This is a genomic window from Pseudomonas sp. NPDC088444 (genome assembly GCF_044900175.1).
GTDB lineage: Bacteria > Pseudomonadota > Gammaproteobacteria > Pseudomonadales > Pseudomonadaceae > Aquipseudomonas.
Map to the genome: position 1 here is coordinate 1 of NZ_JBJDNK010000010.1, position 21,643 is coordinate 21,643.

Annotated in this window: 14 protein-coding genes; 6 read left to right on the plus strand and 8 right to left on the minus strand. The window is 60.1% G+C overall.

Annotated features, from left to right (window positions below; all coding sequences use genetic code 11):
- Positions 1 to 178: 178 nt before the first annotated feature.
- Genes recC through recD form a run of 3 tightly spaced genes read left to right on the plus strand, consistent with a single transcriptional unit; the run spans position 179 to position 9,443 of the window.
- A complete protein-coding gene (recC, locus tag ACI2KB_RS19690; protein ID WP_404637031.1) occupies positions 179 to 3,664 on the plus strand; it encodes an exodeoxyribonuclease V subunit gamma in 3,486 nt (1,161 codons plus the stop codon).
- Positions 3,661 to 7,359 (plus strand): exodeoxyribonuclease V subunit beta, encoded by a 3,699-nt coding sequence (recB, locus tag ACI2KB_RS19695; RefSeq protein ID WP_404637033.1) that lies wholly within the window; start codon positions 3,661 to 3,663, stop codon positions 7,357 to 7,359. The genes recC and recB overlap by 4 nt, the downstream gene beginning before the upstream one ends.
- Positions 7,356 to 9,443: an exodeoxyribonuclease V subunit alpha gene (recD, locus tag ACI2KB_RS19700; RefSeq protein WP_404637035.1), complete on the plus strand. Its 2,088-nt coding sequence runs from the start codon at positions 7,356 to 7,358 to the stop codon at positions 9,441 to 9,443. The genes recB and recD overlap by 4 nt, the downstream gene beginning before the upstream one ends.
- Positions 9,444 to 9,587: 144 nt before the next feature.
- On the opposite strand, the gene ACI2KB_RS19705 is transcribed toward recD, so the two are convergent.
- From ACI2KB_RS19705 to ACI2KB_RS19730, 6 genes are all read right to left on the minus strand, one after another.
- Positions 9,588 to 9,860 (minus strand): Rho-binding antiterminator, encoded by a 273-nt coding sequence (locus tag ACI2KB_RS19705; RefSeq protein ID WP_404637037.1) that lies wholly within the window; start codon positions 9,858 to 9,860, stop codon positions 9,588 to 9,590.
- Positions 9,861 to 9,900: 40 nt separating this feature from the next.
- Positions 9,901 to 11,451 carry an amino acid ABC transporter permease/ATP-binding protein gene (locus ACI2KB_RS19710; RefSeq protein ID WP_404637039.1) on the minus strand — a complete coding sequence of 517 codons (1,551 nt, stop codon included), beginning with the start codon at positions 11,449 to 11,451 and terminating at the stop codon, positions 9,901 to 9,903.
- Positions 11,452 to 11,632: 181 nt separating this feature from the next.
- A complete protein-coding gene (locus ACI2KB_RS19715; RefSeq protein ID WP_404637041.1) occupies positions 11,633 to 12,436 on the minus strand; it encodes an ABC transporter substrate-binding protein in 804 nt (267 codons plus the stop codon).
- 59 nt (positions 12,437 to 12,495) lie between these two features.
- Positions 12,496 to 13,560 carry an isopenicillin N synthase family dioxygenase gene (locus ACI2KB_RS19720; protein ID WP_404637043.1) on the minus strand — a complete coding sequence of 355 codons (1,065 nt, stop codon included), beginning with the start codon at positions 13,558 to 13,560 and terminating at the stop codon, positions 12,496 to 12,498.
- Between the two features lie 14 nt (positions 13,561 to 13,574).
- Entirely contained in the window at positions 13,575 to 14,426 is an 852-nt protein-coding gene (locus ACI2KB_RS19725; RefSeq protein WP_404637045.1) for a sugar phosphate isomerase/epimerase family protein, read from the minus strand.
- Positions 14,427 to 14,819: 393 nt separating this feature from the next.
- Complete coding sequence (locus ACI2KB_RS19730) at positions 14,820 to 15,767, minus strand: LysR family transcriptional regulator (protein ID WP_404637047.1); 948 nt, start codon at positions 15,765 to 15,767, stop codon at positions 14,820 to 14,822.
- Between the two features lie 264 nt (positions 15,768 to 16,031).
- Here ACI2KB_RS19730 and ACI2KB_RS19735 point away from each other — a divergent pair, with 264 nt between their 5' ends.
- The 3 genes from ACI2KB_RS19735 to mmsB all read left to right on the plus strand — a co-directional run bounded on the left by ACI2KB_RS19735 (position 16,032) and on the right by mmsB (position 19,844).
- Positions 16,032 to 17,372, plus strand: coding sequence for an MFS transporter (locus ACI2KB_RS19735; protein ID WP_404637049.1), 1,341 nt, complete (start codon positions 16,032 to 16,034; stop codon positions 17,370 to 17,372).
- Positions 17,369 to 18,895, plus strand: a complete 1,527-nt coding sequence (locus tag ACI2KB_RS19740; protein ID WP_404637051.1) for a CoA-acylating methylmalonate-semialdehyde dehydrogenase — start codon at positions 17,369 to 17,371, stop codon at positions 18,893 to 18,895. Before ACI2KB_RS19735 ends, ACI2KB_RS19740 begins: the two co-directional genes overlap by 4 nt.
- A gap of 64 nt (positions 18,896 to 18,959) precedes the next feature.
- Entirely contained in the window at positions 18,960 to 19,844 is an 885-nt protein-coding gene (mmsB, locus tag ACI2KB_RS19745; RefSeq protein ID WP_404637053.1) for a 3-hydroxyisobutyrate dehydrogenase, read from the plus strand.
- Positions 19,845 to 20,103: 259 nt separating this feature from the next.
- Here the strand turns inward: mmsB and grxC are convergent, their stop codons facing one another.
- Both grxC and ACI2KB_RS19755 read right to left on the minus strand, forming a co-directional pair.
- A complete protein-coding gene (grxC, locus tag ACI2KB_RS19750; RefSeq protein WP_404637055.1) occupies positions 20,104 to 20,358 on the minus strand; it encodes a glutaredoxin 3 in 255 nt (84 codons plus the stop codon).
- 163 nt (positions 20,359 to 20,521) lie between these two features.
- A complete protein-coding gene (locus tag ACI2KB_RS19755) occupies positions 20,522 to 21,445 on the minus strand; it encodes a LysR family transcriptional regulator (protein ID WP_404637057.1) in 924 nt (307 codons plus the stop codon).
- Positions 21,446 to 21,643: the final 198 nt, after the last annotated feature.

Genomic DNA, 21,643 nt, shown 5'->3' on the forward strand with positions numbered 1-21,643 from the left:
CGATGGTAGTGTGGGGTTTCCCCATGTGAGAGTAGGTCATCGTCAAGATTCAATTGCAGAACCCCGTTTGCGAAAGCAGACGGGGTTTTGTCTTTTCCGGGATTTGGAAAAGTCCATGAGCAACAAGACCCTCTCCCTCTGTTAGTCTTCTCCCTCTTCAAACGCCAAGGAAGCAGCTATGCCGGTGACATCCAGCCTCAACCCGGGATTCATGGTCGTGCATGGCAATCGGCCGGATGAGCTGCGTAGTCTTGTGGTGTCGTGGATGCGACGCTATCCGCTGACTCCGCTGGAAAACGAAATCGCTCTGGTACAGAGCAACGGCATCGCCCAGTGGCTGAAAATGGCATTGGCGGAAGACGCATTGGACGATGATCTTGGCGGCTGCGGAATCGCGGCGGCCATTGATGTTCAGTTACCCGGTAGCTTCATGTGGCAGCTATACCGAGCCGTGCTGGGAAAAGACGAGATCCCGGAAACCTCGTTGCTCGACAAGGCCCCCCTGACTTGGCGGCTGATGCGTTTGCTCCCGGCGTTGATCGATCAGCCTCACTTCGAACCTCTGCAACGCTTCTTGACCGCCGACACCGACCTGCGCAAACGCTATCAGTTGTCCGAGCGACTGGCCGACCTGTTCGACCAGTATCAGGTGTATCGCGCTGATTGGCTGGAGGATTGGGCGGCGGGCCTACATCAACTGAAAAATGTACGGGGAGAGGTCAGCCCTCTCAAGCCTGAGAACTGCTGGCAAGCCGAGCTGTGGCGTGCGTTGCTTGACGATGTCGGTGCTGAGGGCATGGCTCAGAGCCGTGCAGGTGTGCATCAGCGTTACATGGAGCGAATCAACAACCTCACTGAAGCCCCCGTGGGGCTGCCCGCTCGGGTCATCGTCTTCGGTATTTCTTCATTGCCCGCCCAGGCACTGGAAGCCTTGGCCGGTCTGGCGCGTTTCAGTCAGGTGCTGCTGTGCGTGCACAACCCCTGTCGCCACCATTGGGCGGACATCGTCGCTGACAAGGATCTGCTGCGTCACGAATACAAACGGCAGTCGCGCAAGGCTGGCATGCCGGTCGTGCTCGACCCGGACGCACTGCATCAACATGCCCATCCATTGTTGGCCGCATGGGGCAAGCAAGGTCGCGACTACATCAACCTGCTCGACAGCCATGACGATCCGAACAGCTACCGTTCTATTTTTCGCGACGGTCGCATTGATCTGTTCAGCGACAGTGAACCCCAGACGCTACTCAGCCAGCTACAAGACGACATCCTTGAACTGCGTCCCCTGAATGAAACCCGCGAGCGCTGGCCTGCTGTCGATATCAAGAGCGACCGCTCGATCCGTTTCCATGTGGCTCACAGCGCACAACGTGAAGTGGAAGTGCTGCACGATCAACTCCTCGCGCGCTTCAGTAAAGACCCGGATCTGCGCCCACGAGACATCATCGTGATGGTCCCGGACATCGACAGCTACGCGCCCCATATTCGTGCCGTGTTCGGGCAACTGGATCGCGACGACCGTCGTTTCATCCCCTTCACCCTGGCGGACCAAGGCCAACGCGGTCGTGACCCGCTGCTAATCGCCGTCGAGCATCTGCTGAACATTCCCGCCAGCCGATTCCCGGTCAGCGAAATTCTAGACTTGCTCGACGTCCCGGCTCTGCGCGCACGTTTTGGTGTCAACGAGCGTGATTTGCCCACTCTCCACCGCTGGATCGAAGGCGCGGGCGTACGCTGGGGGCTGAACGCCAAACAACGTGAAGGCCTCGGACTGCCCGAAGCACTGGAACAAAATAGCTGGCACTTCGGCCTGCGCCGGATGTTGCTGGGTTACGCAGTGGGGGCCGGGAGTGCCTATGACGGCATCGAACCTTATGACGAAATTGGCGGGCTGGACGCGGCCCTCATAGGCCCTTTGGTTTCGCTGATCGACGCACTGCAAGTTGCCCACGCCGAGCTGTCTCAACCTGCCGCACCGCCAGTCTGGGGCGAGCGATTACAGGCCTTGATGCAGCTATTTTTCAGCGCAGAGAGTGAGCACGACGACTACCTGCTCGGTCAGCTCGAAACCCTTCGCGAGACGTGGCTGGAAACCTGTGAAGTCGTCGAGTTGCAGGAAGAACTCCCATTAACCGTCGTTCGCGAAGCCTGGCTCGCCGGGCTGGACCAGGGCAAGTTGTCTCAGCGCTTCCTGGCAGGCTCCGTCAACTTCTGCACCTTAATGCCGATGCGTGCCATTCCGTTCAAAATCGTGTGTTTGCTCGGCATGAACGACGGCGATTATCCCCGTGCGCAACCGCCGTTGGACTTCGACCTCATGGGCAGCGACTACCGCCCCGGCGACCGTTCCCGTCGAGAAGACGACCGTTATCTGTTGCTCGAAGCGCTGCTGTCGGCGCGCGATCAGCTCTACATCAGTTGGGTGGGACGCAGCATTCGCGACAACTCGGAACGCCCGGCTTCGGTGCTCATCGGTCAGTTGCGTGATCACCTGGCCAGCGGTTGGCGACTGGTGGATGCCATCGAGCCTGAGGATGAAAAGAAACGCGACCCCGGCCAGCAGTTGCTGCACAAGCTCACGTTGGAACATCCGCTACAGCCGTTCAGCGCCAAGTATTTTCAGGAGAACCTGGAGTTTTTCAGCTTCGCCCGCGAGTGGCAGGTGCTGCACGAAGCGGCCATCGAAACAGGCTCTGCCAAATCGCTGGAAAAGCACCACCCAGATGAGCCGTTGAGCCTGATGCTGTTGCAGGACTTTTTGCGCAACCCGGTCAAACATTTCTTCAGTCAGCGTCTGAAGATTTTCTTCGAAGTGGCAGAAGCGCCTTTGGCCGATGAAGAACCCTTCGTGCTCAATGCCCTTGGACGCTACGGGTTGAGCGACAGCTTACTGCAAGCGGCGTTGCTGGAACCCGAGCAAGCGGACGATTCCCTCAAGGCACAGGCTGTTCGCCTACAGGCTAGCGGGTTGTTGCCAATGGCCGGGTTCGGCGCGCTCCTACAAGATGAGTTGATTGAGCCGTTGCCGGATCTGATTCGGCGTTACCACGACTTGCTGTTCAAATGGCCGGAGCGTCTGCACAGCGCCTTGCCGATGAGCCACGAATATCAGGGCATCGCACTGGACGGCTGGCTTGACGGTCTGTACCAGAACGCGGAGGGCGAGCTACTCAGTGTGACGGCGATTCCCAACGCCATCGGCGGCAAGAAGTCCCGCAAGTGGCATCGCCTGACCAAACCTTGGGTGAATCATCTGGTGGCGTGCGCCTGTGACCTGCCGCTGACCACCGCGCTGGTGGCCAGTGACGAAACCTTGCTGTTGCCACCGTTGGCCAAAACCACCGCGACCGACACCCTCAATGACCTGCTGCTCGCTTGGCAGCATGGGATGCAACGACCGCTGCCCGTCGCGATCAAAACGGCCTTTGCCTGGCTCGGCCAAGGCGATGAAGAGAAAGCCGAAGCCGCTGCGCGCAAGACCTATGAAGGCGAAGGCCAGAACATCAGTGGCGAATGCGCTGAGAGCACTGCGCTGGCCCGACAGTTTCCCGACTTTGATGCCCTGCTCGATAGCGAAGAGTTCGTAGGCTGGTGCGAGGCGTTGTACAAACCGATTTTCGACGCGCCCTGGCAATCCCTGTCCAGCGAGGAGGCCGGAGCATGAGCCGCACACAACCACCACTCGCGTTGCGCTTTCCCCTGAAAGGCAGTCAACTGATCGAAGCCAGCGCCGGGACCGGCAAGACGTTCACCATTTCCGCGTTGTACCTGCGTTTGGTATTGGGTCATGGCGACGAGTTGTCAGGTTTCGGCCGCGAACTGCTGCCTCCGCAAATTCTGGTAGTGACCTTCACCGACGCTGCCACCAAAGAACTGCGCGACCGCATCCGCACGCGACTGGCCGAAGCGGCACGCTTCTTTCGCCAGGAGATAGACGCGCCCGACGCCTTGATCGAAGACCTGCGCAACAGCTTCGCACCCGAGCAATGGGCCGGTTGCGCGAGCCGTCTGGACATCGCCGCGCAGTGGATGGACGAGGCAGCCGTGTCGACCATCCACAGTTGGTGTCAACGCATGTTGCGCGAGCACGCTTTCGACAGCGGCAGCCTGTTCACGCAAAGTCTGGAAACCGACCACAGCGATCTGCTCGGCGAAGTGCTGCGCGATTACTGGCGCAAGTTCTGCTACCCGATGACCGGCGATGCGCTCAACTGGGTGCGCGAAAACTGGGGTGGTCCGGCGGCGTTGCTGCCACGGGTGCGCGCGATGTTTGGCAACGACCGCGCCCCGGTGACCCAAACACCAACGCAATTGATCGAAGCGGCCGTTCATGAACGCCGCCAGGCGCTGACATCCCTGAAAGCACCGTGGGCCGAATGGGCTGCCGAGTTGCACCAGATCTGCTCCGACGGCGTGAAGAACAAGACCGTCGACGGGCGTAAGATGCAGGAGCGCTACTTCAAGCCCTGGTTCGACAAGTTGATCGCTTGGGCGAATGACGGCGAACAGGAACAGCTTGATCTGGGCACCGGCTTTTCACGGCTGACCCCCGATGGCATGGCCGAAGCCTGGAAAGGCACGCCGCCCTCACACCCGGCCCTCGATGCCATGGTGGGTTTGAAAGCGTCCCTCGACGCTCTCCCGACTCCCGACGCTGCCGTACTGGAACATGCCGCACAGTGGGTCAGTGGGCGTTTCGAAGAGGAAAAACGCCGTCGCGCCGAAATGGGCTTCGATGACATGTTGCTACGTCTGGATGCCGCCTTGCGCGGCTCCGGTGGCGAGCGTCTGGCGACGTTGATCCGTGAGCAGTTTCCGGTCGCGCTGATCGACGAGTTCCAGGACACCGACCCTATTCAGTACAGGATTTTCGACAGCATCTATCACCTGGAAGCCAACGACGAAAGCACCGGCCTGTTCCTGATCGGCGACCCCAAGCAGGCGATTTACGCCTTCCGCGGCGCCGACATTTACACCTACCTACGGGCGCGCACGGCCACCACCGGGCGTCTGCACACGCTGGGGACCAACTTCCGCTCCAGCCATGCCATGGTCGAAGCGGTGAACCATGTTTTCCTACGCGCCGAGAACAATCCGATCGGGCGCGGCGCGTTTCTGTTTCGTGTGGCCGATGACAACCCGGTGCCTTTCCTGCCGGTGGGGTCGCAAGGTCGCAATGAGCACTTTCAAGTGAACGGCGATACGCTGGCCGCACTGAACGTCTGGCAACTGGAAAGTGATCAACCGGTTTCGGGCGCGCTGTATCGGCAGCAACTGGCCGCCAGTTGCGCGAGTGAAATTGTCCGCCTGCTCAACGCGGGGCAGCAGGGCCGTGCAGGCTTCGTCAAAGATGACGAGCCATTGAAGGGGGTGAAACCTGCCGACATCGCCATTCTGGTGCGCGACGGCAAGGAAGCGCAGGCGGTGCGAGGCGAACTGTCGGCCCGTGGCGTGCGCAGTGTTTACCTGTCTGACAAGGATTCGGTGTTCGCCTCCCAAGAGGCCCACGACTTGCTGGCCTGGCTCAAAGCCTGTGCAGAGCCTGATGCCGAGCGCACCCTTCGGGCCGCGTTGGCGTGTATCACCCTGAACTTGCCTTTGGTCGAACTTGAGCGGCTCAATCAGGACGAACTGGCGTGGGAAAACCGCGTCATGCAGTTCCGTGATTATCGCCGCATCTGGCGCACCCAAGGCGTATTGCCGATGTTGCGTCGCCTGCTGCACGACTTCAAATTGCCGCAAACACTGATTCAGCGCAGCGATGGCGAGCGCATTCTGACCAACCTGTTGCACCTCTCCGAGTTGATGCAGCAAGCCGCTGCCGAACTCGATGGCGAGCAGGCGCTGATTCGTCATCTGGGCGAGCATCTGGCGTTGTCCGGGCAGGCGGGCGAAGAGCAGATTCTGCGTCTGGAAAGCGACGAGCAATTGGTCAAGGTCGTGACCATTCACAAGTCCAAGGGCCTTGAATACCCGTTGGTATTCCTGCCCTTCATCTGTTCGACCAAGCTTGTCGATGGCAGCCGTTTGCCGCTGCATTTTCACGATGCCCAAGGTCAGGCGCAGATCAGCCTCAATCCTACCGCTGAGCTGATTGAGCAGGCCGACGACGAACGTCTCGCGGAAGACCTGCGCTTGCTTTATGTCGCTCTGACGCGCGCACAACACGCTTGCTGGCTGGGGGTGGCGGACCTCAAGCGCGGCAACACCAAAGGCTCGATTCTGCATCGCTCGGCGCTGGGTTATCTGCTGGGCGGCGGCGAGGCGTTGGCCGAATCCACGGCACTCGTTCAGTGGCTGCAGTCCCTCGCGAACGACCAAGCGACACTGCACGTTGAACCCGTGCCCGCGCCGACTGAGGACGTGTTCGTTGCGCCCCGTAGTGAGGTGGCGTTGAGCAAACCGCGCATGCCTCGGCGCAGCGCCAGGGAGAACTGGTGGATTGCCTCCTACAGCGCCTTGCGCATCGGTGACACTATCACCGACAGCGGCGATCAATCTCCGGACAGCCCTCAGGCGCAGAAACTGTTCGACGACGAACGCCTCGACCCGGACGCGCCGCGCGAGACGCTGGTCAGCGGTGGCGACATCCATCGATTTCCTCGCGGCCCGAATCCCGGCACCTTCCTTCATGGCCTGCTGGAGTGGGCGGGAGAGAAGGGCTTTTCGGCAGTGGCCAATGACTCGGCAGTTCTGAAAAAGGTGGTCGGTCAACGTTGTGGTCGTCGTCACTGGACGGGGTGGATCGAGACACTGACCGATTGGTTGGCGCACCTGCTGAACATGCCGCTGAACTTGGGGCCTGATGTTCAACCGGTCGCGCTGCGCCAACTCGATCAACCGAACCAATACCGTGTCGAGATGGAATTCTGGTTCGCCTGCTCGGCGGTCGATGTGGCACAAATGGACGCGCTGGTCCGTCGTTACACCCACAATGGCGCCCCTCGCGCGGCGGCAGAAACCGTGTCGCTCAATGGCATGTTCAAGGGCTTCATCGACCTGACGTTCGAGCACGAAGGCCGCTATTACGTGGCCGATTACAAATCCAACTGGCTGGGCGCCGATGACGAGGCGTACACCCTCGCGGCGATGGACAGCGCGATTCTGGAAAACCGCTACGACCTGCAATACGTGTTGTACCTGCTGGCCCTGCATCGCCAATTGAAGGCGCGTCTGGCTGACTACGATTACGACCGGCACATGGGCGGCGCGATCTATCTGTTCGTGCGCGGCAGCCGCGCTGCGAGCCAGGGCGCGTGGTTCACCCGGCCCCCTCGCGAGTTGATTGAAAGCCTCGATCGGTTGTTTCAAGGGAAAGCCGTAACGCAGGACAACGCGCTGTCAGGAGACTTGGCATGAACCGCACCTTCGCTCATTTGCTGCCGACCCCATTGGACGCCGACAACCTGGCGGCGCTCCAGCCGCTGAACCGGGTCGGCGACCTGCTGCTGTTGCTGGAGCGCTGGGTCGAGCGTGGCTGGTTGCGCGCGTTGGACAAGGCCTTCGTGGCGTTTCTGGCGGATCTCGATCCCGCTGCCGACTCGCTGGTGCTGTTGGCGGCAGCGTTGACCAGTCATCAACTTGGCCATGGTCACGTCTGTCTGGATTTGTACGAAACGTTGAAAGAGCCTGATTTCGCCCTGTCGTTGCCTCCTGAGGGTGATTTGCTGTCGACGCCGATGTTGTTGCCGTCTGCGTTGCTCAAGTCGCTGGATGGCGCGTCGTGGTGCCAGGCGCTGGCGGACAGTCCATTGGTGGCCAGGGCGGAGGATCACAGCGAGGCGGCTGCGCAGAAACCGTTGGTGCTGTCTGATCGGCGCCTGTACCTGCGTCGCTACTGGACGTATGAGCGCAGGATCGATGCTGCGCTGCATCGTCGCTTGAACCAACAGGAGCCTGCGCCGAGTGATCTGTCTCAACGGCTGGATGGACTGTTCGGTCAAGCCAGTTCCGCCCCCGATGCCGTGATCGACTGGCAAAAGCTCGCCTGTGCGCTCGCCACTCGCGGCGCGTTCAGCATCATCACGGGTGGCCCCGGCACCGGCAAAACCACGACGGTCGTGCGCTTGTTGGCGTTGCTGCAATCGCCAGCGGTCGAGCAGGGCAAACCGTTGCGCATTCGACTCGCCGCGCCCACAGGCAAGGCGGCGGCGCGTTTGACCGAGTCCATCAGTGTTCAGGTGCGCGACTTGAAAGTGCCTGAAGAGGTGCGGCAGAAAATCCCTGCCGAAGTGACCACGGTGCACCGTCTGCTCGGCAGCCGGCCTGGCACACGACACTTCCGTCATCACGCGGGCAACCCGTTGCCGCTGGACGTGTTGGTGGTCGATGAAGCGTCGATGATCGACCTGGAAATGATGGCCAACCTGCTGGACGCGCTGCCACCCCATGCGCGCATGGTCTTGCTCGGTGACAAGGATCAGTTGGCGTCGGTGGAAGCGGGCGCGGTGCTGGGCGATCTGTGCCGCGACGCGGAAGCCGGAATGTACAGCGCTCAGACGCAGGCGTGGTTGTCGTCGGTCAGTGGTGAAGACCTGAGCAAGAGCGGTTTGCAGCAGGGCGATGCTCAGCATCATGCGCTGGCTCAGCAAGTGGTGATGTTGCGCCACTCCCGGCGTTTCGGCGCGGGCAGCGGCATTGGGCAGTTGGCCAAACGGGTCAATCAGCAACAGGATCAGGAGGCGCGTTCGCTGTTGGTCAATGGGGGCTTCAAGGACTTGTACTCGCTGGTGCTCAAGGGCGAGCAGGATCGGGCATTGTCACGGCTGTTGCTCGACGGTCATGGCAACGGTCCACAGGGCTATCGGCATTATCTGGCGTTGATGCGAGCACAGCGTCCGCAGGATCTGACGTCCATCGAAGACCCGCGCTGTGTGGAGTGGGCGCGCAAGGTACTGAACGCCTTCGACGAATTCCAGTTGCTCTGCGCGGTGCGCAAGGGGCCGTGGGGCGTCGAAGGGCTGAACCAGCGCATCACCCAGACGCTGTTCGCCGCCGACCTCATCGACAGCGATCAGCAGTGGTACGAAGGCCGCCCGGTGCTGATGACCCGTAACGACTATGGGCTGGGTTTGATGAACGGCGACATCGGTATCGCGCTGCGTTTGCCCGAAGGGCCGGTGGAAGAAAACCGCACGGCCCTGCGCGTGGCCTTCCCGCGCAACGACGGCGAAGGCGGGGTGCGCTTCGTGTTGCCGAGTCGGCTCAATGACGTGGAAACGGTGTACGCCATGACTGTGCACAAGTCTCAAGGCTCGGAGTTTGCGCACACCGCGTTGATCCTGCCTGAAGCGCTGAACCCGGTGCTGACCAAGGAGCTGATCTACACCGGCATCACGCGGGCCAAGCACTGGTTCAGCCTAATCGAACCGCGTCAGGGTGTGTTTGAGGAGGCGTTGCGGCGCAAGGTCAAGCGCTTGAGCGGGTTGATGTTGGGAGTGTGAAACCATTGCCCGACGCGTTGCCCCCCTGTGGGAGCGAATTCATTCGCGATTGGCCGGCACATCCGATACATCTCCTTCGGATGCTTTAACCCATCGCGAATGAATTCGCTCCTACAAAGGGGGGCGTGTTTGCGGTGCGGCTATTCACGTCGCACAAAATGCATTCCCCAGTTCCACCCGTCCAAAACTGGCGCCTTCATCCAGCGGGGTGATGGCGGCCAGTTGGTCCAGGCGTATCTCGTCAAGGCCGTCGGCGAATTGCAGGAACTCTTCCTTGCTCGGCGCGGTGCGCGTCGTGACCGGTCTGCCTTCGAAGGTCGTGCCGTCGACCAACTCGACCTTCAGGCGATAACCGTGCATGCAGGCGATCTCCAGATAGTCATAGAGATCGCAGGCGAGTGGGGTGTAGTGATCCATGTCAGGCTCCCGAGCGGCGTGGTGTTTCCACGATAGCCGCTCAGGCTTCCCGGCGCACTGGCTCTGGCTGAACGGCGACGTTTTCCAGCCCCATGAATTGCCGTACCCGGTCGCCGCACTGATCGGCGCGAATCGCCTGTGGCGCGGCATCGACCTGCACCACGCCGTTTTCCATGAAGATCACCCGATCGGAAATCGACAGGGCGAAGTCCATTTCGTGGGTGACGATGAGCATCGTCATACCTTCTTTGGCCAGGTCGCTGATGACTTTGAGCACGTCGCCCACCAGTTCCGGGTCCAGCGCCGAGGTCGGTTCGTCGAACAGCATGATGTCCGGGTCCATCGCTAGCGCACGGGCAATCGCCACACGTTGTTGCTGACCGCCCGAGAGCTGGTGCGGGTACTTGTGCGCGTGGGCCAGCAGGCCGACTTTGTCGAGCAAGGCGTAGGCGCGTTGTTCGCTGATGGCCTTGTCGCGGCCGTGATAACGCGGAGCCAGGGTCACGTTGTCGAGGATGGTGCGATGCGGGAACAGGTTGAAGTTCTGGAACACCATGCCAATGCGTTGCACGCCCTTGCGAATCTGCCGGGCGTTGGGGCTGTCTCCGGCGTGAATGAAGCCTTCGCCAAACAGAATGATCTCGCCCTTGTCGATGCTTTCCAGGCTGTTCACGGTACGGATCAGCGAGGTTTTGCCGGAGCCTGACGGGCCGATGATCGAAATCACCTGACCCGGATTCACGTCCAGGCTGATGCCCTTGAGCACCTCGTGCTGGCCGTAGCTTTTGTGAATGTTGACCAGTTGCAGCGCAGGCGCCGAGCCTGGCCCTGTTTCGGGTTGGCGCGTTTTGACAGGCTGCGCAACGAGTGTCGAGCGCAGGCGAGTCAGTGCGTTGTCGTCGAGGGTTTGCGGCTTGCGGTTGTTCAGTTCCAGATGCTGTTCAAGCCAGTGGAACAGCCAGCCGAACACGGTCACGATCATCACGTAATACACCGCGACCGCCGACAGGGTTTCCATCACCAGGAAGTTCTGCGCGTACAGGCGCTGGCCGATGGTGAGCAGTTCGGTCAGGGAAATCACCGACACCAGCGAGGTCAGTTTGACCACGGTGATGTATTCGTTGATCAGCGTCGGCAGGGAAATACGAAATGCCTGCGGGATGACGATCAGCCGTTGCATGCCGATCAAACCGACGCCCAACGCGCGGCCCGCTTCCTTCTGGCCTTTGGCGACCGAGATCAGACCGCCCCGGTGAATCTCGGCCATGTAGGCGGCTTCGGTGACGACCAGCGCCAGCAAACCGGAATAGAAGGGGTTGGACAGCACCTCGCGGGTGGCCGGAAGCATCTGTGGCAGGTTGTAGGTGAAGATCACCATGACCAGCAACGGAACACTGCGGAAGAACCAGATATAAAGCGACGCAGGCACACTGAGCCAGCGCCGGGTCGAGAGTTTGGCCGAGGCCAGCAGGAAGCCCAGCAGCATGCCGATGAACCAGCCCAGCGCGCTGAGTTCGATCACCGTGATGCAGGATTCCCAGAAGTCGGAGACCGAGAACAGCGAAAAAAAGTAGGACCATTCGAATTGCATACACACCTCTGCGGGGCAAGGCCCAGCGGGATTCTTACGTCAAACACAAAACCTTGTGGGAGCCGGCTTGCTGGCGAAGGCGGCGGACCAGACACCTCGATGTCGACAAATCTGCCGCCTTCGCCAGCAAGCCGGCTCCCACGGGACAGGGCGTCAGCCAGACGCCCCATTATTCAAAGCATCAGTTCGTTGGCTCTTCCAGGTTGTACTTCTTCAGCAGCGCTGCGTACTCGCCGGATTTCTTGGTCTCGTCGAACGCCTTGAGCAGTGCCTGATATAGCTCTTCGTTACCCTTCTTCACGTAGATGCCAAGGGTCTGCTGATAGATCGAGTGCTCGGTGCTGACCACCACGCGGCCTTTGGTGCGTTCGGCGATCATGCCCGCCGCGCCGTCGATTTCCACCTGTGCCTGCACATTGCCGGACAGCAGCGCTTGGGTCACCTCAGGGGCCGACGGGAATTCGCTGACCGAAATCGCGCCCTTGTTGTTCGGCACGCAGTAGTCGGTGGAGAGTTTGTTGAACTGAGCGACCCACGTTGTGCCTTTTTCCAGACCGACTTTCAGGCCGCAGAGGTCTTCCGGCACCTTCGGTTTGATCGTGCTGTCTTTCAGGACCATGATCGCCGCACCGGTTTTGGCGTAGGCGATGGTCTGGGCCTGGGTCTGACGCTCAGGGGTGATGTACATGCCCGAGATGATCGCGTCGTAGTGACCGGCGTTCAGGCTCAGGATCAGGCTGGAGAACTTGGTGTCGACGAATTCAGCCTTCAGGTCCATGTGCTTGGCCAGCAGGCGCGACAGGTCCGGGTCGGAGCCGACGACGTTTTTCTTCTCGTCATAGGACTCGAATGGCGGGTAGGTGATTTCCATACCGACCTTGAACTGGCCAGGTGTCACGGTGGTGGCGGCGTGAGCAAGCGTCGCGCCCAGTACGGCGGTGGCAAGAACGGTCAAGCGAACAGCAGTGTTCAAAGTGTTGCGCATCGTCGGTGACTCCACGTCAGGAAGGTAAGGCACGGTGTGTTGGAATGTTTTCTGGGGCATCAGGACGCGTCCTGTGCCTGGTTTTTCAAGTGGCCGAAGCTCGAAGGCTTGCGGGCCTTTTCATACAGTTTCAGCTCGCCACTCTCGACCTTGCGCCGCAGGTAGGAATAGGTCTGCAGTGCCTGGCCGAACATGTGTTCGCCGATGGTGATCTCTTCGTATTCCTGGCTGCCGTTATCGAATTGAGGCAATGGCTTGATCTGCGTGTGGAAGTCGCAAGCGAAGAACAGCGGGAACGAATAACGCTCCTCACTGACCGTGCGCACCCGGTGAGCCGTAGCAACGAACGTACCAGCGGTCATCACCTCCAGCATGTCGCCAATGTTGACCACAAAGGCGCCCTCCACAGGCGGAGCATCGATCCATTGGCCCAGATCGTTCATCACTTCCAGCCCCGGCTTGTCGGCCAGAAGCATGGTGAAGCACTCGTAATCGGTGTGTGCACCAATACCGGGCGCGTCTTGCGCCGCGTCGTCGAAGGGGTAATGGATCAGGCGCAGCTTGGACGGCGGGCGGGTGACCATCGCCTCGAAGTAGCCTTCCTCAAGGCCCAGCGCCAGCGCGAAGCCGTCGAACAGGCGGCGACCCAGCGCGAACACTGCTGCGTAATACGCTTCGACGGCAGGGCGGAAACCAGGAAGATCCGGCCACTCGTTGGCGCCGATCAATGGGGTTTTGGCGATCACGAGCGGGTCTTCGTCGCCCACTTCGAAACCGATGTCGAAGGCTTCCTTATGATCCGGCTTGCCCTTGGAATACACCTCTTCGCCTTCCGGCACGAAGCCTTTGTGGCTGCGCGAGGTGCCGATGTAATGCTGCATCTTGTACTCAAGGGACTGGGCAAACAGGTCCTTGGCAGCCTGACGCAACCCGGCGATCAACGCAGGGTCGATGCCGTGGTTCTTGACGTACAGAAAGCCGACTTCGCGAGCGGCCTTGCCCAGATCATCGGCAACGGCCTGGCGGTCGGCGATATCTGCACTGAACAGACCGGCGATGTCGACCACCGGAATGCTGTTGAAGTTGGCGACTTTCGGTGCAGCCGCTTGAGACTGATCAGGCATGGCGAAAACGCTCCTTATCGGCTTGTTGTGTGGGTGAAGCGCTGAAAATGTTCACGTTCGGCCTGGCCCATCCACACGTTCAGCGACCACAGATCGGCCACCGGCACGTTGGTGAAGGGCAGGTGATGCAGGTAACCGTCAGCGCCGAATTCCGGGGTCAGCGTGGTGACTTGGTAGCCTTGCGCCTGCTGGGATTTCCAGATCGCTTCCCAGTGCTGCTGATGGAAGGCCAGCTCGGCGGCGCGCTCTGGGGCGGCGGGGTGAGGGACTTGCGGCCCCTGGTCATAACCGACCCGGGCCTGAATGTGGTGAACGCGTTCGACGAAGGCGCTGAGGTCGTCTTCCGGGTCATTGAGCAAACGCTCGCAGGTGACGATCCAGTGGCTGATGTCACTGGTGAAGCGCAGGTCCGGCAACTGACGAATCAGCTCCAGCGTCACCCATGGGTTGAACAGCGAGCGGGCGCGGTGGGTTTCGAAGGTGACGGTCTGGCCATGTTTGCGCGCCAGCTCCAGCGCCTGGCCGAAGAATTCAACCTGTTGTGGCAACTGCCAGCGGTCGTTACCGGCCAGCACGTTGACGAAACGCGGCGCCAGCTCGGTGGACCAGGCGAGTTTCTTTTCCAGATCGGTCAGGTGCTCGGCGAGGGTGGCCGATTGTTCGGGGAGGACGTCGTAGGCGGTGAACACCGTGGCGATGTAAGGCAGACGATTGGCCCGCAGAAAAGCACCGAACTCGGCACGTTCGACCGGCGTCAGCGGCAGGCGCGCTTCCATGCCATCGAACCCGGCCTCCAGCAGCTCATCGAGCGCTTGGGCCTTGCTGGCGGTGTAGCCCCACATCGTGCGGAAGATTTCCAGTTTCATCGAACGTCCCCAAAGATTGCGTCTTACGACTCACTGCATGACTAAAGACATGGCTCCGCTACGGCGCAAGCCGGAACGGGGTACAGCGGCAGTCACAACAGAAAAGGCAATCTTCGGGCCGTGTCTCTTACTGGACGGGCTCCGTTATTGGCGCCGATCTTAGGTTCGGCCGATGAACGGAAAGAATAGGAAAGCTCAAATGCATAGTTCAGAGATTTCTAAACTATGGTGGCGAGGTGCGATTTAGACGTAGGTCTACCGGACAGGGGGGGGGGAAATGCTTTTGTGGGAGCCGGCTTGCTGGCGAAAGCGGTGTGTCGTTCGATACAGCTATGACTGGCCCGACGCCTTCGCCAGCAAGCCGGCTCCCACAATTTGACCTGCGGCAAACCGTCAGCCGACGAAGGTCATCACCTTCGTATTCCCCAACAAAAACGCCTGATTCTGCTCGGTCACTTCGCGGATGTAATCCCACAACAACGTGATCCGCTTGAGCTTCCTCAGGTCCTCCCGGCAGTACATCCAGAACTGCCGCGTGATGTTCACCTCACTTTCCAGTACCGGCAACAACCGCGAATCCTGCTCGGCGAGAAAGCACGGCAGGATGGCCAGTGCGCGGCCCTGTAATGCGGCGACGTATTGGGCGATAACGCTGGTGCTGCGCAGGTGGGCATGGGCGCCGGGGAGCAGGTTGCTCAGGTAGAGCAATTCGGAGCTGAACGCCAGGTCGTCGACGTAGCTGATGAAGAGATGATCGGCCAGGTCTTCCACCCGCTCGATGGCGACGTGGTTGTCCAGATATTCCTGAGTGGCGTACAGACGCAAGTTGTAGTCGCACAGCTTGCAGCACACGTAAGGCCCGTGTTCCGGGCGTTCCAGGGCGATGACGATGTCAGCTTCGCGCTTGGACAGGCTGATGAAGTGCGGCAGGGGCAGGATGTCCACCGAGATGGCGGGGTAGGTGTCGGTGAAGTGGCTCAACTGCGGGGTGATGAAGAAACTACCAAAGCCTTCGGTGCACCCCATCCGCACGTGGCCCGACAACGCGACGCCGGAGCCTGAGACCTGCTCGCAGGCGATGTGCAGGGTGCTTTCGATGGATTCGGCCGAGCCCAATAAGCGCTGGCCTTCGGCGGTCAGCACGAAGCCGTTGTTGCGCGACTTTTCGAAGAGCAGGGTGCCAAGGGAAGCTTCCAGCGAACTGATGCGGCGCGACACGGTGGTGTAATCCACCGCTAGCCGTCTGGCCGCTGAACTGGCTTTGCGCGTGCGCGCCACTTCGAGAAAAAACTTCAGGTCATCCCAGTTCAATGCGCTCAGGGAGGTGATGTTTTTTTGCATGTTGAACCTGCTTTTATGTGCGTTCTTATTAGAAGTTTGCACATCTATACTCCGAAGCACGGAGCAATCCAATGCCTATGGGCCCCCGATCCTGTAGGAGTGAGCTTGCTCGCGATAGCGTAGTGTCAGCCAGCATCGTTTTGTTTGACAGAATGCGATCGTGAGCAAGCTCACTCCTACAGTCACGTTTTCAAGGAGACACCCAGAACCGCTTCACCCACATGCCATAACACCCTGCACAACAATAAATAAGCGGAGGAGTTTATGAAGAACGCTATAACGGCGAACGCCGGTGCACCTGACGCTAGCGCCGCCAAGAGCAAGACCAAAGCCTATCGACTTGCCGGTGCGGCGAGCATGGCGGGCACGACTATCGAGTGGTACGACTTTTTCCTCTACGGCACGGCTGCCGCACTGATCTTCAACAAAATCTTCTTTCCTGCGCTAGACCCGATCATTGGTGTACTGGCGGCGTTCGCCACTTACGCGGTGGGCTTTCTGGGGCGGCCGTTGGGCGGGATCGTGTTCGGGCACTTTGGCGACAAGATCGGTCGCAAATCCATGCTGCTGTTTACCCTCATGCTGATGGGGATTCCCACCATCATCATCGGCCTGATTCCCACTTATCAGCAGATCGGCTACTGGGCCGCCGTGATTCTGGTGGCGATGCGTTTTCTCCAAGGCATGGCGGTGGGCGGCGAGTGGGGCGGCGCGGTGTTGATGGCCGTCGAGCATGCGCCTGAAGGCAAGAAAGGTTTCTACGGCAGCCTGCCGCAAACCGGTGTCGGTGCAGGGTTGGTGCTGGCCTCGCTGGCAATGGCCATGGTCGCGAAATTGCCGGAAGCCGACATGCTCAGTTGGGGTTGGCGCATTCCGTTTCTGGCCAGCGTGGTGTTACTTGGCGTGGGCTGGCTGATTCGCCTGAAAGTCCCGGAGTCGCCTGATTTCGAGAAGCTTAAAAAAGAGAACATCGCGGTCAAGGTGCCGCTGTTCAAAGTCTTCCGCGACCACCCACGGGAAACCTTGACCATCATCGGTGCGCGCACTGCTGAAAACGCATGGTTTTACATGTCGGTGACCTTCGCCCTGGCCTATGCCGCCAACCAATTGCAGATCCCTCGCGCCGATGTGCTGGGTGCGATCACGGCGGGCGCGGCGCTGTCGCTGGTGACGATGCCGCTGTGTGGACACATCTCGGATCGCGTGGGCCAGAAGCGCCTGTACTTCATCGGACTGTTGCTGCTCTGCGCCTTCGTCTACCCGTTCTTCGCCATGCTCGGCACCCGCGATCCAGTGTTGGTCTGGTGGGCGATGGTGCTGGCGGTGGGTGTGGTGTTCCCCATTTTGTATGCCCCGGAATCACTGCTGTTTGCCCGGCAATTCCCCGCTGAAATCCGCTACAGCGGCATCTCGGTGGCCGTGCAATTGGCCGGTGTATTGGGCGGTGGTTTCGCACCGATGATCGCCACACAGCTGCTGGCCATGGGTGATGGCAACCCGCACTACGTGATCGTTTACCTGGTGGGCATGGCGCTGGTGGCGCTGGTCTGTACCGCATTGATGAAACGCGATCCGTCGCGTCTTGAACGGAGAACCCCGCAATGAACGTGTCCCTCAATAAAAACAACACCACCGTCGCTCACGTGAAACTGCTGATCGACGGCGAATGGGTCGACTCGCAAACCACAGAATGGCTGGACGTGGTCAACCCCGCCACGCAAGAGGTGCTGGCCAAGGTGCCGTTCGCCACGAGCGCTGAAGTCGATGCCGCTGTGGCGGCTGCGCAGAAAGCTTTCAAAACCTGGCGCGATACGCCCATCGGCGCCCGCATGCGCATCATGCTCAAGTTGCAGGCGTTGATTCGCGAACACTCAAAACGCATTGCTGCGGTGCTCAGCGCCGAGCAGGGCAAGACCCTGGCTGACGCCGAGGGCGATATCTTTCGCGGGCTGGAAGTGGTCGAACACGCCTGTTCCATTGGCACCCTGCAAATGGGCGAGTTTGCCGAGAACGTGGCAGCCGGCGTCGACACCTACACGCTGCGCCAGCCTATCGGCGTCTGCGCGGGCATCACGCCGTTCAACTTCCCGGCGATGATTCCGTTGTGGATGTTCCCGATGGCCATCGCCTGCGGCAACACCTTCGTGTTGAAACCGTCCGAGCAAGATCCGATGTCCACCATGCTGCTGGTCGAGCTGGCGGTCGAAGCCGGGGTGCCAAAAGGCGTGCTCAACGTCGTCCATGGCGGCAAGGACGTGGTTGACGCGATCTGCACCCACAAGGACATCAAGGCCGTTTCGTTCGTTGGCTCGACAGCGGTCGGCACCCACGTCTATGACCTGGCGGGCAAGCACGGCAAGCGCGTGCAATCGATGATGGGCGCCAAGAACCACGCTGTTGTGCTACCGGACGCCAATCGTGAACAGACGCTCAACGCCTTGGTCGGCGCCGGTTTCGGCGCGGCAGGGCAGCGCTGCATGGCGACCTCGGTGGTGGTGCTGGTCGGAGCATCGAAACAGTGGATTCCTGACCTCAAGGCGCTGGCGCAGAAGCTCAAGGTCAACGCCGGGAGCGAGCCGGGGACCGATGTCGGGCCGGTGATTTCCAAGCGCGCCAAACAGCGGATTCTTGACCTGATCGAAAGCGGCGTGAAGGAAGGCGCCAAGCTGGAACTGGACGGGCGCGGCATCAAAGTGACCGGTTACGAGGACGGCAACTTTGTTGGCCCGACCCTGTTCACTGGCGTGACCACGCAGATGCAGATCTACACCCAGGAAATCTTCGGCCCGGTGCTGGCCGTGATCGAGGTCGACACGCTGGATCAAGCCATCGAACTGGTCAACGCCAACCCGTTCGGCAATGGCGTCGGGTTGTTCACGCAAAGTGGTGCAGCAGCGCGCAAATTCCAGAATGAAATCGACATTGGCCAGGTGGGCATCAACATCCCGATTCCGGTGCCGGTGCCGTTTTTCAGCTTCACCGGTTCGCGGGGTTCCAAGCTCGGTGATCTGGGGCCATACGGCAAACAGGTGGTGCAGTTCTACACTCAGACCAAGACCGTCACCAGCCGTTGGTTCGACGACGACAGCGTGAATGACGGGGTGAATACGACGATTAATTTGCGTTAAGGCAATAACGCGCAATTAACGCACCCCTTGTAGAAGCGCGCTTGAATCTGAAAAGGAGAACACCATGAAAATCGCATTCATCGGTCTGGGCAACATGGGGGCGCCGATGGCGCGTAACCTCATCCGGGCCGGGCATCAACTGTACCTGTTCGACCTCAACAAGCAGGTGCTGGCAGAACTGTCCGAGTTGGGCAGTCGAATCAGTGAATCGCCCAAGCACGCGGCGCAAGGCGCGGAGTTGGTGATTACCATGCTGCCCGCAGCGGCCCATGTGAAAGCGGTCTACTTGAATGAAGACGGCGTGCTGGCCGGGATTTCCGCGGGTGTACCCGCCGTGGACTGCAGCACCATCGACCCGCAGACCATCCGCGACGTGGCGGCGGTTGCGGCCAAGCAAGGTGTGGTAGTGGGCGATGCGCCAGTGTCCGGTGGCACCGGCGGGGCGCAGGCCGGGACCTTGACCTTCATGGTCGGCGCCAGCCTTGAGCACTACACGGTGCTCAAGCCGATCCTCGCGCAGATGGGCCGCAACATCGTGCATTGCGGCGATGTTGGTACCGGGCAGATCGCCAAGATCTGCAACAACATGCTGTTGGGGATTTCCATGATCGGCGTGGCCGAGGCGATGGCGCTGGGCAACCGTTTGGGGATCGATACCGGCGTGCTGGCCAGCATTATCAACAGCTCGACTGGGCGTTGCTGGAGTTCGGAAATGTACAACCCCTGGCCAGGGATCGTCGAAACTGCCCCGGCTTCGCGCGGGTACACCGGAGGGTTTGGTGCAGAATTGATGCTCAAGGACCTGGGGCTGGCGACCGACGCGGCTAAGGCGGCGAAGCAGCCTGTGATTCTGGGGGCGTTGGCCCATCAGTTGTATCAGGCGATGAGTTTGCGCGGGGATGGCGGGAAGGATTTTTCGGCGGTGATCGAGGGGTATTTGAAGAAGTAGCTGGCCTGGCGCAATGATCAAATTGTGGGAGCCGGCTTGCTGGCGAAAGCGGTAGATCAGTCCCCTCTGCATTGGCTGATCGACCGTTTTCGCCAGCAAGCCGGCTCCCACAGGTTCGAGCGTCGCACAAAAGTCCTAGATCCGGTGCGACCATTGTGGGAGCCGCCTTGGTGGCGAAGGCGGTTGACCAGGCAACATAGAATCTCTCACAGATCGTGCAAGCCAGAAAATTTGCGTTAAAACTGGCAACGTGTGGATATCACCCCGCCAACAACCCATTCAACTCACCCTTGCGCTCCAGCAACGCCATGTCGTCAAACCCGCCGACATGGTGCTCGCCAATGAAAATCTGCGGCACGGTCCTGCGGCCGCTGCGCTCCATCATGATGGTGCGCTGTTCCATGGAGGTCTGGACGTTGATTTCGTTGTAGCTCACGCCTTTGGCTTTGAGCAGGTTTTTGGCGGCCACGCAGTAGGGGCAGGTGTTGGTGGTGTAAATAGTGACTTCAGACATGGTCGATACGCTCCGGGGTGGCTGCTGACTGACAGCCTTGGGCAAGTGTTGGAACGGCTCCACGGCGCGCAGAGCCATTCATGACGGTTCCCATACTATGCCGGTGCGCTTGCGTGCTGGCGTCTGAACGTCGCGTATATGCGGCAGATCGTCCAAATGCGCGTCAAAACAATTGCTGGCGAAGGCGTGGCTCGGGTTCCTCGCGGCTGGCGTTGAGCACATCACAGCTCTCATTGATCGCGGTTTTGATCTTTTCCGACACCTGGGACAGGGTGAAGCGCGGGATACGTTCGTAGTTGGACAGGGTTCGCAACTCGATGCGTGGCAGGCTGGGCAGCAGCGGGCTGTTGATGATGGGGGTGGTTTTCGGAATCAGCGAGCGCTCGCTCAGGCCAATCCCCGCGCCTGCATTGATGGCGTTGAACACCGAGAAGTTGGAGTCGGAAGTGAAGCTCACTCGCGCCTCGATTCCGGCCATTCGCAAGGCATTCACCGAAATCTCGCGGCAAATGCAGCCTTCCGGGAAGTGCACCAGCGGCAGCGGCTGGCCCGGTTGCATCAGCGATTGGTCACCGATCCAGTGCAGTTCCTCGTAGCGAATATGGTCGGCGTTGGTTAAGTGCTGGCCTTCGGGCGTGGCGATGATCACCAGATCCAGGTTGCCGTGCTCGACGTCGGTGATCAGCAACTGCGAGGTCTTGCAGGTCACGTTCAGGTGAATCGTCGGCTCCAGCGTGTTCAGCGCGCGGATGATGTCGTGCAGGAAAAACAGCGAATAATCGTCCGGCAACCCCAGACGCAGTTCGTAGGAATTGACCTTGTCCTTGAGCCTGAAAAGGTTGTCGTTCATGGTCAGGATTTTCTCGGCGGTCATCAGGACTTCTTCGCCAATGGGCGTCAGCCTGAAACCGTGGTCGCCGCGCACGAACAACTGCAAGTCGAGCAACTCTTCCAGCTTTTTGATTTGCATGCTGATGGCCGGTGGCGTCTTGCACAGGACGGCGGAAGACCGGGTGATGCTCCGGGTTTCGCTGACCGACTTGAATGTACGCCAGAGGTTGGTATCAACATCGAAAATTCGAGACATGCAGTTCTTTCCTGAAGTGGCTGATTTCGGCGGTTGAAATCAGTTCACTACCCGCGTTCATGTAGAAGTTATTGTGATCGCGCCAGTCTACGCCGAGCGTTTGGCCGTGTGGGTTCAGCGCGCCCATGGTGGGCTGAATGGTCGGTGATGTGCAAGTGCTAGCAAGATGGGAGGAAGGGCATTTGGTCGTCTTTCATC

Bases quoted from the DNA above. Each gene is read 5' to 3' on its own strand.
- recC (WP_404637031.1), top strand. From the start codon at position 179: ATGCCGGTGACATCCAGCCTCAACCCGGGATTCATGGTCGTGCATGGC.
- recB (WP_404637033.1), top strand. From the start codon at position 3,661: ATGAGCCGCACACAACCACCACTCGCGTTGCGCTTTCCCCTGAAAGGC.
- recD (WP_404637035.1), top strand. From the start codon at position 7,356: ATGAACCGCACCTTCGCTCATTTGCTGCCGACCCCATTGGACGCCGAC.
- ACI2KB_RS19705 (WP_404637037.1), bottom strand. From the start codon at position 9,860: ATGGATCACTACACCCCACTCGCCTGCGATCTCTATGACTATCTGGAG.
- ACI2KB_RS19710 (WP_404637039.1), bottom strand. From the start codon at position 11,451: ATGCAATTCGAATGGTCCTACTTTTTTTCGCTGTTCTCGGTCTCCGAC.
- ACI2KB_RS19715 (WP_404637041.1), bottom strand. From the start codon at position 12,436: ATGCGCAACACTTTGAACACTGCTGTTCGCTTGACCGTTCTTGCCACC.
- ACI2KB_RS19720 (WP_404637043.1), bottom strand. From the start codon at position 13,560: ATGCCTGATCAGTCTCAAGCGGCTGCACCGAAAGTCGCCAACTTCAAC.
- ACI2KB_RS19725 (WP_404637045.1), bottom strand. From the start codon at position 14,426: ATGAAACTGGAAATCTTCCGCACGATGTGGGGCTACACCGCCAGCAAG.
- ACI2KB_RS19730 (WP_404637047.1), bottom strand. From the start codon at position 15,767: ATGCAAAAAAACATCACCTCCCTGAGCGCATTGAACTGGGATGACCTG.
- ACI2KB_RS19735 (WP_404637049.1), top strand. From the start codon at position 16,032: ATGAAGAACGCTATAACGGCGAACGCCGGTGCACCTGACGCTAGCGCC.
- ACI2KB_RS19740 (WP_404637051.1), top strand. From the start codon at position 17,369: ATGAACGTGTCCCTCAATAAAAACAACACCACCGTCGCTCACGTGAAA.
- mmsB (WP_404637053.1), top strand. From the start codon at position 18,960: ATGAAAATCGCATTCATCGGTCTGGGCAACATGGGGGCGCCGATGGCG.
- grxC (WP_404637055.1), bottom strand. From the start codon at position 20,358: ATGTCTGAAGTCACTATTTACACCACCAACACCTGCCCCTACTGCGTG.
- ACI2KB_RS19755 (WP_404637057.1), bottom strand. From the start codon at position 21,445: ATGTCTCGAATTTTCGATGTTGATACCAACCTCTGGCGTACATTCAAG.